The organism is Mitsuaria sp. CC2 (assembly GCF_048957715.1).
Lineage (GTDB): Bacteria > Pseudomonadota > Gammaproteobacteria > Burkholderiales > Burkholderiaceae_C > Roseateles.
The window spans coordinates 16,612-28,092 of sequence record NZ_JARVXN010000029.1 but is presented as its reverse complement, the minus strand read 5'-3'; the positions used below and the strand labels follow the sequence as shown (position 1 = coordinate 28,092).

At 68.7% G+C, this 11,481-nt stretch carries 12 protein-coding genes; 10 read left to right on the top strand and 2 right to left on the bottom strand.

What is annotated here, in order from left to right:
- The first annotated feature begins 29 nt into the window (after window positions 1-29).
- From PV762_RS19855 to PV762_RS19825, 7 genes are all read left to right on the top strand, one after another.
- Window positions 30-458, top strand: coding sequence for a CopD family protein (locus tag PV762_RS19855; protein ID WP_421036832.1), 429 nt, complete (start codon window positions 30-32; stop codon window positions 456-458).
- Between the two features lie 7 nt (window positions 459-465).
- Entirely contained in the window at window positions 466-1,725 is a 1,260-nt protein-coding gene (locus PV762_RS19850) for a VanZ family protein (protein WP_421036727.1), read from the top strand.
- Complete coding sequence (locus PV762_RS19845) at window positions 1,722-2,054, top strand: (2Fe-2S) ferredoxin domain-containing protein (protein ID WP_421036726.1); 333 nt, start codon at window positions 1,722-1,724, stop codon at window positions 2,052-2,054. Before PV762_RS19850 ends, PV762_RS19845 begins: the two co-directional genes overlap by 4 nt.
- 16 nt (window positions 2,055-2,070) lie before the next feature.
- Window positions 2,071-2,706 (top strand): alpha/beta hydrolase, encoded by a 636-nt coding sequence (locus PV762_RS19840; RefSeq protein WP_421036725.1) that lies wholly within the window; start codon window positions 2,071-2,073, stop codon window positions 2,704-2,706.
- Between the two features lie 13 nt (window positions 2,707-2,719).
- Window positions 2,720-3,889, top strand: a complete 1,170-nt coding sequence (locus PV762_RS19835) for a D-alanyl-D-alanine carboxypeptidase family protein (protein WP_421036724.1) — start codon at window positions 2,720-2,722, stop codon at window positions 3,887-3,889.
- A gap of 151 nt (window positions 3,890-4,040) precedes the next feature.
- Window positions 4,041-4,922 (top strand): D-amino acid aminotransferase, encoded by an 882-nt coding sequence (locus PV762_RS19830; RefSeq protein ID WP_421036723.1) that lies wholly within the window; start codon window positions 4,041-4,043, stop codon window positions 4,920-4,922.
- A 24-nt stretch (window positions 4,923-4,946) separates the two neighbouring features.
- Window positions 4,947-5,237, top strand: coding sequence for a DUF493 family protein (locus PV762_RS19825; protein ID WP_421036722.1), 291 nt, complete (start codon window positions 4,947-4,949; stop codon window positions 5,235-5,237).
- Between the two features lie 40 nt (window positions 5,238-5,277).
- Here the strand turns inward: PV762_RS19825 and PV762_RS19820 are convergent, their stop codons facing one another.
- Complete coding sequence (locus PV762_RS19820; protein ID WP_421036721.1) at window positions 5,278-5,955, bottom strand: tetratricopeptide repeat protein; 678 nt, start codon at window positions 5,953-5,955, stop codon at window positions 5,278-5,280.
- Window positions 5,956-6,023: 68 nt separating this feature from the next.
- On the opposite strand from PV762_RS19820, the gene lipB reads away from it, so the two are divergent.
- The 3 genes from lipB to PV762_RS19805 all read left to right on the top strand — a co-directional run bounded on the left by lipB (window position 6,024) and on the right by PV762_RS19805 (window position 9,916).
- Complete coding sequence (gene lipB, locus PV762_RS19815) at window positions 6,024-6,692, top strand: lipoyl(octanoyl) transferase LipB (protein ID WP_421036720.1); 669 nt, start codon at window positions 6,024-6,026, stop codon at window positions 6,690-6,692.
- Window positions 6,693-6,724: 32 nt separating this feature from the next.
- Complete coding sequence (lipA, locus tag PV762_RS19810; RefSeq protein ID WP_421036719.1) at window positions 6,725-7,735, top strand: lipoyl synthase; 1,011 nt, start codon at window positions 6,725-6,727, stop codon at window positions 7,733-7,735.
- Window positions 7,736-7,948: 213 nt separating this feature from the next.
- A complete protein-coding gene (locus PV762_RS19805) occupies window positions 7,949-9,916 on the top strand; it encodes a hypothetical protein (protein WP_421036718.1) in 1,968 nt (655 codons plus the stop codon).
- Between the two features lie 100 nt (window positions 9,917-10,016).
- On the opposite strand, the gene PV762_RS19800 is transcribed toward PV762_RS19805, so the two are convergent.
- On the bottom strand, window positions 10,017-11,471 hold the full coding sequence (locus tag PV762_RS19800) for an efflux transporter outer membrane subunit (RefSeq protein ID WP_421036717.1): 1,455 nt from the start codon (window positions 11,469-11,471) through the stop codon (window positions 10,017-10,019).
- Between the last annotated feature and the right edge of the window lie 10 nt (window positions 11,472-11,481).

Genomic DNA, 11,481 nt, shown 5'->3' with positions numbered 1-11,481 from the left:
TTTTTTTTCGCGCCATCCATAATGCCGCGATGCTCTGGATCAAAGCGTTTCACATCATTTTCGTCGCCGCGTGGTTTGCCGGCCTGTTCTACCTGCCGCGGATCTTCGTGAACCTGGCCATGGTGCCCGCGGACAGCCACGCCGAGCGTGAACGGCTGTTGATCATGGCACTGAAGCTCTACCGCTTCAGTTCGGGACTGATGGTGCTCGCCCTGGCCTTCGGCCTCGCGCTGTGGCTGTATTACGGCATCGGCCGCGGCCCGGGCAACGGCTGGATGCACGCCAAGCTGGGGCTGGTCGTCGTGGCGATCGGGTATCACCACGTGTGCCGCGCCTTCCTGCGCAAGTTCGAGATGCTTGCCAACCGCCGCAGCCACAAATGGTTCCGCGTGTTCAATGAGGTGTCGGTCCTCCTGTTCGCGGCCATCGTGATCCTGGTCGTCGTCAAACCCTTCTGACCCGGCGATGCATCGGCGCAGCTCCGCCTCCTGGCTGGCCCTGTGTTACGCCGTGCTGGTGGTCTACGCCAGCCTCTACCCGTTCTGGCCCTGGCGCATGCCGCCCAGCCTGCCCTGGCCGGGCTTCGTCGGGCTGCCCTGGCCCCGCTACTGGGGCCGGTTCGACATATGGATCAACGTGGCGGGCTACTGGCCGCTGGGACTGCTGTGCTTCTCGGCGGTGATACGCGGCAGCGGCAGCCTGTTGCGCGCGCTACTGCTGACGGTGGTGGGGCTGCCGCTGCTGTCGTTCTCGATGGAGACGCTGCAGTATTTCCTCCCGGGCCGTGTGCCGTCGCTGGCGGACTTCCTGCTCAACAGCGCCGGCGCCTGGCTCGGCGGCCTGTGCGCGTGGGCGGTCCTGGGACTCGGCGGGCTGGCGCGCTGGAACGGCTGGCGCGAACGCTGGTTCGTGCCGCACAGCGCGGGGGCGCTGGCGCTGCTGGCGATGTGGCCCGTGGGGCTGCTCTACCCGGCGCCGCTGCCGCTGGGCCTCGGCCAGCTCTTTCCGCGCCTGCGCGAGTGGACGGAGCTGCTGCTCGAGAACACGCCCTGGGAACTCGTCCCCAAGGAACTGACCGACGACCTGCCGCTGCCGCCGGGCCTCGAGGCCATCGCGATCGCCATGGGCCTGCTGGCGCCGTGCCTGCTCGCCTTGTCGGTGGCGCGGCCGGGCAAGCGTCGCGCGCTGCTGGTGCTGGGTGCGATCGCGCTGGGCGTGACGACGACGGCCTGGTCGACCGTGCTGAACTTCGGCCCCGATCATGCGTGGGCCTGGTTGACCTCGACGACCGGACCCGGCCTGATCATCGGCGGCGTGCTGGCGCTGCTGGCGGCCTTCATGTCCCGGCGCGCGAACGCGGCCTGGGGCCTGGTCGTGCTGACCGTGCTGATCGCGCTGATGGCCGAGGCGCCGTCCGATCCCTATCTGCTCGAAAGCCTGCAGTTCTGGGAGCAGGGCCGCTTCGTCAACCTCTACGGGCTGGCGCAGTGGGTGGGCTGGCTGTGGCCGTTCGCGGCGCTGGCGTGGCTGCTCTATGGCGTCACGCAAAGCGATCGACAGAGTGATCGGCAGGGCGACGTGAAGAGCGATCCCCCGGGTCCGCCGCCTGCCGGGGAACGAGCCTCCGAAGAGCGGTCCGCCGGGCGCTCTGAAGGACAAGCGGTTCGTGACGGACCGCACGAACGGACGCTCGGTGGAAACCCTGAAACTACAATCGACCGATGAGCTCTGCCAGCTACTACCAACGCCACATCTTCTTCTGCCTGAATCAGCGCGAGAACGAGAACGCCTGCCTTCAGCACAACGCGCAGGAGGCCTTCGACCACTGCAAGAAACGCGTGAAGGCCGAAAAACTGGCCGGCAAGGGCGGCGTGCGCGTGAACAAGGCGGGCTGCCTGGACCGTTGCGCGGGCGGGCCGGTGGCGGTCGTGTACCCGGACGCGGTCTGGTACCAGTTCGTGGACAACAGCGACATCGACGAGATCGTCGAATGCCACCTCAAGCACGGCGAGGTCGTCGAGCGTCTGGTGCTCGACGATTCGGTCGGCCGCTGATCGGGCGCGCGCTCACATGAATGCACAGACCCAGCGCCGGCAGATCGCCGGCCCGGCCGGGGAGATCGAATGCGCCGTCGACGAACCCGCGGTCGACGCCGGCCCGTTGCGCGGCGTGGTCGTGATCTGCCACCCGAATCCCACGCAGGGCGGCACGATGGACAACAAGGTAGTGCAGACGATCGCGCGCGCGTTCGTGCACCTGGGCTACCGCGCGGTGCGCTTCAACTTCCGCGGCATCGGCAAGTCGGCCGGCGCGTGGGACGAAGGCCGCGGCGAGGTCGACGACGCGCTGGCCGTGATCGCCGGGTTCCGCGATCCCGCCCAGCCGCTGGCGCTGGCCGGCTTCTCCTTCGGCGGTTTCGTCGCGTCGCAGGCGGCGCTCAAGCTCGAGCAGCCCGCCGAACGCCTGCTGCTGGTCGGACCGGCCACGAGCCGCTTCGGCGTCGCGACCGTGCCGGCCGATACCGTCGTGATCCACGGCGAACAGGACGATGTGGTGCCCTTGAGCGCCGTCTTCGACTGGGCGCGCCCGCAGGCGCTGCCGGTCATCGTGGTGCCCGGCGTCGGGCACTTCTTCCACGGGCAGTTGCCGCTGCTCAAGACTCTGGTGCTGCGCGGCTGGCATGCCGTCGGCGAAGCGCGCGCCTAAGGATCTCTCCCGAATGAAACGATTCCTCGCCTCCCTCGCTCTCGGCCTGGGCCTGTCCAGTGTCGTGATGACGACCGGCGCGTCCGCCCAGGCGCTGACGCCGCCCGAGATCGCGGCCCGCAATTTCGTCCTGCTGGACCTGACGACCCACCAGACGCTCGCCGAACGCGAGGCCGACACGCCGCAGGACCCCGCGTCGCTGACCAAGCTGATGACGGCCTACGTCGTGTTCGACGCGCTCAAGGCCAAGCGCCTGACGCTGGATCAGACGCTGACGGTGTCCAAGCGCGCGTGGGACGAGCGCAAGGGCGACCCGTCGCTGATGTTCATCGACACGACGATGACGCCCAAGGTCGACGAGTTGATCCGCGGCATGATCATCCAGTCGGGCAACGACGCCTCGGTCGCGCTGGCCGAAGGCGTCGGCGGCACGGTCGAGCAGTTCGTCGCGATGATGAACAAGCAGGCGCAGGCCTGGGGCCTGAAGAACACCTCGTTCAAGAACGTCACCGGCATCACCGAGCCCGGCCACAAGACGAGCGCGCGCGACATCGCGGTCGTCTTCTCGCACGTGATCCAGGACTACCCGGCGTACTACGCCGAGTACTACTCCAAGCGCGAATACACCTTCAACAAGATCCGACAGTCCAACCGCAACATGCTGCTGGGCCGCGATCCCTCGGTGGACGGCGGCAAGACCGGCTACACCGATGCGGCCGGCTACTGCCTGGCGGCCAGCGCGCAGCGCGACGTGCCCAACGGCAAGCGCCGCCTGCTGAGTGTCGTGATGGGCACGGCCTCGAAGGAAGCCCGCGCCACCGAGAGCCAGAAGCTGCTGAACTGGGGTTACTCGGCCTTCGACGCGGTGCGCCTGTTCGACAAGAACCAGCCGATCACCACCGTCAAGGTCTGGAAGGGCGCCGCGCCGGAAGCCAAGCTGGGCGCGGCCGATGCGGTCTTCGTCGCGGTGCCGCGCGGCGAGGGCGGCAAGCTCAAGACCGACATCCAGCGCACCGACCCGCTGGTCGCGCCGCTGGCGCTGAACCAGCGCGTGGGCACGCTGAAGGTGACGACCTCGGGCGGTTCGCCGGTGGCCGAGGTGCCGCTGGTCGTGCAGCAGGAGGTGCCGCTGGCCGGCATCTTCGGCCGTGCCTGGGACGCGATCCGGCTCTGGATCAAGTAAGCCCGCTCGCCTGATCAGTGGGCTGACCGGGCGGCCGAGCGGCAGTCCGATCAGTCAAGGCCCCGCGCTTGCCGGGGTTGGCGGGTCGGGCCGGCGGCGTACAGTCGGTGGCTTCGGCGTGTCCACACTGAGCACACTGCGGGAGCCACCGATGACCATGCCCTGGGCCGATCTTCCCTGCTATCTCAACGGCCACCTGGGCCGGCTCGGCGATGCCCGCGTGCCGGTGATGGACCGGGGCTTCCTCTTCGGCGACGGGGTCTACGAGTCGATCCCTGTCTACGCGGGCCGTCTGTTCCGCGTCGATGATCACCTGGACCGGCTCGGTCGCAGCCTGAAGGCGCTGCGCATCGAGGATCCCTACGAGCGCGAAGCCTGGCTGGACCTGTTTCGCAGTCTGGTGGCGCACCTGCCGGACGTCGAGGACCAGGCCATCTACCTGCAGGTCACGCGAGGCGTCGCCGCGCGGGGTCACGCGATGCCCAAGGATCTCGAGCCGACGGTGCTGGCGTACACGCAGCCGCTGCACGCGTTGACGCCGGAGCAGCGCCATCAGGGCTTGAGCTGCGTGACGGCGCGGGACTTCCGCTGGCAGCGGGGCGACATCAAGAGCATCTCGCTGCTGGGCAATGTGCTGGCGCGTCAGGCCGCCGCCGATCAGGGCGCCGACGAGACCGTGCTGATCCGCGACGGCTACGTGACCGAAGGTTCCAGCAGCAACGTCTGGATCGTCCGCGACGGCGCGCTGCTGACGCCGCCGCCCGGGGAAGCGCTGCTCGAAGGCATTCGCGTGCGGTTGCTCAAGGAGCTCTGCGAGGAACTCGGCATCGCCTTCAACCAGCGTCCGATCGCGGAGACCGAGCTGGGCACCGCCGACGAGATCCTGCTGACCTCCGCGAGCAAGGAAGTTGCGCCGGTCACCCGGCTCGATCACGACGAGGTCGGCCACGGCGCGCTGCGCGGCAAGCCCGGCCCGGTGTACGCCAAGCTCCACGAGGCCTATCAACGGGCCAAGGTCTTGCAAAGCCGCTGACCGACTCCATTTGGATTTCCCATCATGACCAGCTTCAACAACGCCCCGATCCCGCCCGAGCAATCGCTGATCGACTACCCGTCGCAGTTCCCCATCAAGGTGATGGGCGCGCATGTCGAGGGCTTCGTCGAGGCGATCGTGAGCGTGGCGCAGCAGTTCGATCCGGCGTTCGACGCGGCAAGCGTGGAAAAGCGCCCGAGCTCGGGCGGCAAGTACCTCGGCGTGACGATCACGGTCACCGCGACCAGCCGCGAACAGCTCGACGAGCTGTACCGCACGCTCACCACCCACCCGATGGTGAAGGTCGTCCTGTAAACCGGCAACGAGGGACCGGATCAGTGCCGGTCTGGCTGGATCACACGGATCCCGCGTCGGCCGCCAGCGCCGCGTCGACGGCCTTGAGCTTGTACGGCGCGGCCTCGTCGCCGTTGCGCGCCGCGATGTCGTACCAGTAGCGCGCCAGGCGCAGGTCGCGGTCGACACCCAATCCCGACTCGTACATCGACGCGATCAGGTACTGCGCGCCGACGTCGCCGCCCTTCGCGGCCTCACGGTACCACTGCGCCGCCCGCGGGAAGTCCTTGCCCGCGCCCCGACCCAGGTAGAACGCGGTGGCCACGGCCACCTGCGCATCGACGCTGCCGTGTTCCGCCGCCTTCAGGTACCAGGATTGCGCCTGGACCAGGTCGCGCTGACCGTCCTCGCCCTGCTCGTGGAACTGGCCTAGCGCCAGTTCGGCACGGACGAGACCGCGACCTGCCGCACGGACCAGCAACCGGCGGGCGAGCTTGGGATCAGGCTTGGGGACCTCCGCGCGCAGATGCATCATCGCGAGGTTGTAGTCGCCGAGCGCGAGGCCTTGCTGCGACAGCGCGCGGAACTGGCGCTCCGCGCCGGCAAGATCGCCGCGCTCGTACGTGGCCAGCGCCTGGTCCAGGGTGATCGCGGCGCCGGAGCCGGCCGCCTCCGACGACGTCGAAGCGCCGCCCAGCAGCGCGAGGCAGACGGCGAGGGCCGTGAGGTGACGCGGCATGGCGAGGCTCCTGATGCTGAATGTCCCGATGCCGACGATGCTAGGGCCATCGCGGCTAGCATGCCGGGATGCTGATCAAGACCCTGGGCCGTGTGGACTATGCGGCCACGCTGGATGCGATGCGCGCCTTCACCGAGACGCGCGGTCCGGAGACGCCGGACGAGCTCTGGCTGTGCGAATTCGACCCCGTCTACACGCAAGGCCTGGCCGGCCAGGCCGACAACGTCCTCGATCCGCAAGGCATTCCCGTCGTGCAGACCAACCGCGGCGGCCAGGTGACGTACCACGGGCCCGGGCAGGTGGTCGCGTATCCGCTGGTGGACCTGAAGCGGCTGGGGATCTTCGTCAAGGAATACGTGTTCCGCCTGGAGACGGCGGTGATCCAGACGCTGGCGGGCGTCGGCGTGACGGGCCACCGGGTGGCCGGCGCGCCCGGCATCTACGTGCGGCTGGACGACCCCGGGGCGCATGCCGCCCTGACCGGACCGGCCGACCCGGCGGATCCGTTCCGCGGTCTCGGCAAGGTCGCGGCGCTGGGGATCAAGATCAGCCGGCACTGCACGTATCACGGCGTGGCGCTGAATGTCGCGATGGACCTGAAGCCCTTCCTGGGCATCCATCCGTGCGGATACGCAGGGCTTCGGACGGTGGACCTCGGTACACTCGGGGTTTTCACGGACTGGGCCACGGTGGCCCAGCGGTTCGGAGAGCGGCTCGCCGCGCAGCTCCAACCCTGAGGCCCGGCACACGGCAACCGAGAGAACGCCTGATGGCAACCGAGAACGTCACCCACGAAGCCAAGAGCGCGTCCGATTACGACGCGACCGCCAAGCAGAAGGCGCAAGCCAAGACGGCGCGGATCCCGATCAAGATCATTCCGGCGGAACAGCTGAAGAAGCCGGACTGGATCCGGGTGAAGGCCGGTTCGCCGTCGACGCGTTTCTACGAGATCAAGCAGATCCTGCGCGAGCACAAGCTGCACACGGTCTGCGAGGAAGCGTCCTGCCCCAACATCGGCGAGTGCTTCGGCAAGGGCACGGCGACCTTCATGATCATGGGCGACAAGTGCACGCGGCGCTGCCCGTTCTGCGACGTCGGCCACGGCCGGCCGGATCCGCTGGACGTGGACGAGCCGCTGAACCTGGCCAAGACGATCGCGGCGCTGAAGCTGAACTACGTGGTGATCACCAGCGTGGACCGGGACGACCTGCGCGACGGCGGCGCCGGCCACTTCGCCGAATGCATCCGCAAGGTGCGCGAGCTGAGCCCGCGCACGCAGATCGAGGTGCTGGTGCCCGACTTCCGCGGCCGCATGGACCGCGCGCTGGACATCCTGAAGGCGGCGCCACCGGACGTGATGAACCACAACCTGGAAACCGCGCCGCGCCTGTACAAGGAAGCGCGTCCGGGCTCGGACTACCAGTTCAGCCTGAACCTGCTGAAGCGGTTCAAGGAAGCGGTGCCGGGCGTGCCGACCAAGAGCGGCATCATGGTCGGCCTGGGCGAGACCGACGAGGAAATCCTCCAGGTCATGCGCGACATGCGCGCGCACGACATCGACATGCTGACGATCGGGCAATACCTGGCGCCCTCGGGCCATCACCTGCCGGTGCGTCGCTACGTGCACCCGGACACCTTCAAGATGTTCGAGGAAGAGGCCTACAAGATGGGCTTCACGCACGCGGCGGTCGGCGCGATGGTGCGCTCCAGCTACCACGCGGACCAGCAGGCGCATGCCGCGCTGGAGAAGGTGGAAGCGGAGAAGGCGTCGGCGGCTTGATCGCCAGATCGCCTGAGCGATCGACCCCACATGAACGGCCCTTCGGGGCCGTTTTGCATGGAGCGTCGACTTGCCGGATGGCCAGCGTGCGATCGGTGGGAGTGCACCATGACTTCCGTTGGCGCTCCGGCGCCGGCCTACAAACGCCGTCTTCCAGCTGGCTCCAGCGCTCACCGCGCTTTCGACCCCATGCCCAAGAATTCGAGCGTCCTGATGTGCGCACTGGCCGGCGTGATGCTGTGTCTGCCGTTGGTGTCGATGTCGGCGTCGCCGGCCTTGGCGCCAGCCCGTGGCGATCAACAGGCGAAGGCAAGGCTGCCGATCACGGCTGCGAAGAAGAACAGCGCATTCCGCGGCGTCATGACGCTGGCCATCGATCTCACCGACACGCGTCGGCGGATCGTGACGATCCAGCAGCGCATCCCCGTGCAGCGCGCGGGCGAGATGACGCTGCTCTATCCGCAATGGGAGACGGGGAGCCACGCGCCTTCGATTTCCGCGCATCGGCTGGCGGGTCTGGTCATCCAGGCCGACGGCAAGATGCTGCCGTGGCGGCGCGATCCGGCGCGGGTGCACGCCTTCCGCATCGTCGTGCCCGCGGGTGCGCAAGCGCTCGATCTGAGCTTCCAATACCTAGCGCCGCTCAGCCGGGACCCCTCGGCCACGATCGTCGACGGCTTCGTCGGGGTGTACTGGAATCGGATGCTGGTGTACCCGTCGGGCTGGAAGGCCAGCGACCTGACGGTGCAAGCGACGATCAAGCTGCCCGCAGGGATGGTGCCGGCGACCGCGTTGTCCGGCGCGGCCGACGGTGATCGGATCCGTTTCGAACCGGTGTCGCTCGATCGGCTGATCGATTCGCCGGTGTTCTCGTCTCGCCACGTGGTGACGCGTGAGATTGCCGGCGGCGCGCGTCCCGTGCGAGCGAACTGGCTGGCCGCGGATGCCGAGGTGGTCAAGAACGTCGACCGCTTCGACACCAGGATGCAGGCGGTCCAACGCGAGACGGAAGCGATCTTCGGCGTGCCGCCGTTCAAGCACTACGACTACCTGATCGCGCTCGACGACCGCTTGCCCGGCCCCGGCGGCATCGAGCATGCCGACTCGGGCGAGGTCGTGCTGCCCGCGAATCTGTTCTCCGAGCCGGCGGAATCCGCCTCCGTCATCGACGTCATTCCGCACGAGCTCATCCATGCGTGGAACGGCTTGTGGCGCGTGCCGGCCGACATGGCCGTGTCCACGCCGAACGAGCCGTTCACCGGCACGCTGCTGTGGGTCTACGAAGGCCAGACGGAGTTCTGGTCGCGCGTCGTTGCGGCGCGCTCGGGACTGCGTACGGTCGAGCAGACGCTGGACGCGATCGCGCTGGATGCAGCCATCGTCCAGCACCGCCCGGGCCGCCAGTGGAAGTCGCTCGCCGACAGCGCCAACGATCCGCTGATCCAGGACGGGACCGTGTACTGGCGCGACTGGCAGCGGCGTGAGGACTACTACATCGAGGGCGTGCTGTTCTGGCTCGACATCGATGCGCGTCTGCGCCAATGCAGCCACGGCGCCCGGGGCCTGGACGACTTCGCCACGCGCTTCTTCAGCGCGGCGGACCAGAAGCCGGGCGAGCGGCGACGGCCCTATTCGGAAGCCGACGTCGCCGCGACGCTCGACCGCGTCTGCCCCGGACCGTGGGCGGGGACGCTTCGCAGGAAACTCGACGCCCACGATGACGACGGCGTGCTCGACGGCCTCGCCGCGCATGGCTGGCGCCTGATGTTCCGCGATACGCCGACCGAGTACTTCCGCCTGTACGAAGCGAGCGAAGGCGTGCTCGATCTGACGTGGTCGGTAGGCATGACGGTGACGAAGGACGGACGGGTGAAGGCGGCGACGTGGAACGGCCCGGCCTTCCGCGCGGGCATCGTGCCCGGCACGCGCCTGAAGACGGTCAACGACGAACCCTACAGCGCGGAACGCCTCACGACCGCGATCGCCGGGGCCGCCAAGCAAGGCGACCTGCGGCTGGGCATCCAGGTCGACGGGAAGCAGGAGACCGTGACGGTCGGTGCTTCCCAGGGCCTGCGCTATCCGGCGCTGGAACGCATCGAAGGCACGCAGGATTCGCTGTCGACGCTGCTGGCGCCGCGCCGGCCGGTGGCGCAGGGCGGAAAACCACCTGCGGGACGCTGAGCGCGGGCTCTCCACGACGCGAGGGGGCTTCCCTCCTGGACCCCCTCGCATCATTCCGGCCCCACTGAGACTCGCTGGCCTCGGGCCTTGGCGTTCGAACTCAGGCCGGCGTCCAGCGACCGGCGACGTTCTTCAGCAGAAGATTGATCGCCGCGAGCTGGCGGTTGCGCACCGACAGCAACGACGCCTCCGCATTGAAGGCGCTGTTCTGTGCCGTCGTGACGTCCAGGAAGGACACGGTGCCGGCGCGGTACTGGTCCGTCACCAACTCCAGGTTGCGCTGCGCGGCGTCCAGCGCCTCCTGCTGCAGCCGCGCTTCCTCGCGCAGGTGGTCGGTGAGAATCAGGTTGTCCTCGACTTCCTGCAGCGCGGTCAGCACCGTCTGGCGGTAGGTCGAGGTCGCGACCTCGGCGCTGGTGCGCGCCTGCGCGCTCGCCAGCTTGCGCTGGCCGCCGTCGAAGATCGCCTGCGCCAGCGACGGACCCAGCGACCAGAAGAGGTTGGGCGCCGACAGCAGATCGCTGAACGTGCTGTTGCGATAACCGGCGCTGCCCGATAAGGTCAGCGACGGGAAGTACGCCGCGTCCGCGACGCCGATCTGCGAGTACGCCGCCGCCACGCGCCGCTGCGCGGCGGCGATGTCAGGCTGACGCTCCAGCAATTGCGAGGGCAGCATCTCCGGCACCGCAGGCGGCGTTGGCAAGGTCGCGCTCTTCGTCAGATCGAGCGCCGACGGCGGCAGTCCCAGCAGCACCGCGATCGCGTGCTCCAGCTGGCCGCGCGTGGAACGCGTCTCCAGCAGCTGCGCCTCGGCCGAACGCAGTTGCGTCTGAGCCTGCAGCACGTCGCTGCGCGCGGCGACGCCGCTCTGGTAACGCGCCTGCGTCAGGTCGAGGAAGCGCTGATACGACTTCACGCTGCGGTCGTACAAGGCTTCCTGCGCCTCCGCGGTCCGCAGCGAGAAGTAGGTCTGCGCCAGCGTCGCCTGCGCGCTCAGCCGCGCCGCGGCAAGGTCGTCGGCGCTCGCTTGCAGCGAGGCGTTTGCGCCTTCGCTCGCCAGGCGCAGCCGGCCCCAGAGGTCCGGCTCCCAACTCGCGTTCAGCGAGGCCTGCACGCTGTTGGTCGGTCCGCGGTTGATCGAGCCGTTGGTGACGTTGCCGTCCGGACTCTTGCTGCGCGTGCCGGACACGCCGACGGACAAGGTCGGGAACAGCGCCGAGCGGCTGGCCTCGAGCGCGGCGCGCGCGCCGGCGACCTGCGCCACGGCGGCCTTCAGGTTCTCGTTGCCGATCACCAGCCGGTGCTGCAGCTCGTCGAGCACGGGGTCGCCGAACAGCGTCCACCACTGCTCGGGCACCGGCTCGGCCGCGGCGGGGCGCGCCTGCTTCCAGAGCGCGTCCTCCTTGAACTGCGCCGGCGCCGCGACCGGCGCAGGCGGATCGACGCGGGTCACCGCGCAGCCGCCTATCAGGGCGATCCAGGCCGTCATCGCCGTCGCCGTCGCGATCGTCGTGAACGCCGCACTCGGGCGGCGGGGAGCGGATGTCGAAGTCATCGGGGTCTGC

What these genes read in the sequence shown, in the direction of transcription:
- PV762_RS19830 (WP_421036723.1), top strand. Translation starts at nt 4,041, where the DNA reads ATGACCATGCCCTGGGCCGATCTTCCCTGCTATCTCAACGGCCACCTG.
- PV762_RS19845 (WP_421036726.1), top strand. Translation starts at nt 1,722, where the DNA reads ATGAGCTCTGCCAGCTACTACCAACGCCACATCTTCTTCTGCCTGAAT.
- lipA (WP_421036719.1), top strand. Translation starts at nt 6,725, where the DNA reads ATGGCAACCGAGAACGTCACCCACGAAGCCAAGAGCGCGTCCGATTAC.
- PV762_RS19855 (WP_421036832.1), top strand. Translation starts at nt 30, where the DNA reads ATGCTCTGGATCAAAGCGTTTCACATCATTTTCGTCGCCGCGTGGTTT.
- PV762_RS19805 (WP_421036718.1), top strand. Translation starts at nt 7,949, where the DNA reads ATGTGCGCACTGGCCGGCGTGATGCTGTGTCTGCCGTTGGTGTCGATG.
- PV762_RS19800 (WP_421036717.1), bottom strand. Translation starts at nt 11,471, where the DNA reads ATGACTTCGACATCCGCTCCCCGCCGCCCGAGTGCGGCGTTCACGACG.
- PV762_RS19850 (WP_421036727.1), top strand. Translation starts at nt 466, where the DNA reads ATGCATCGGCGCAGCTCCGCCTCCTGGCTGGCCCTGTGTTACGCCGTG.
- PV762_RS19820 (WP_421036721.1), bottom strand. Translation starts at nt 5,955, where the DNA reads ATGCCGCGTCACCTCACGGCCCTCGCCGTCTGCCTCGCGCTGCTGGGC.
- lipB (WP_421036720.1), top strand. Translation starts at nt 6,024, where the DNA reads ATGCTGATCAAGACCCTGGGCCGTGTGGACTATGCGGCCACGCTGGAT.
- PV762_RS19835 (WP_421036724.1), top strand. Translation starts at nt 2,720, where the DNA reads ATGAAACGATTCCTCGCCTCCCTCGCTCTCGGCCTGGGCCTGTCCAGT.
- PV762_RS19840 (WP_421036725.1), top strand. Translation starts at nt 2,071, where the DNA reads ATGAATGCACAGACCCAGCGCCGGCAGATCGCCGGCCCGGCCGGGGAG.
- PV762_RS19825 (WP_421036722.1), top strand. Translation starts at nt 4,947, where the DNA reads ATGACCAGCTTCAACAACGCCCCGATCCCGCCCGAGCAATCGCTGATC.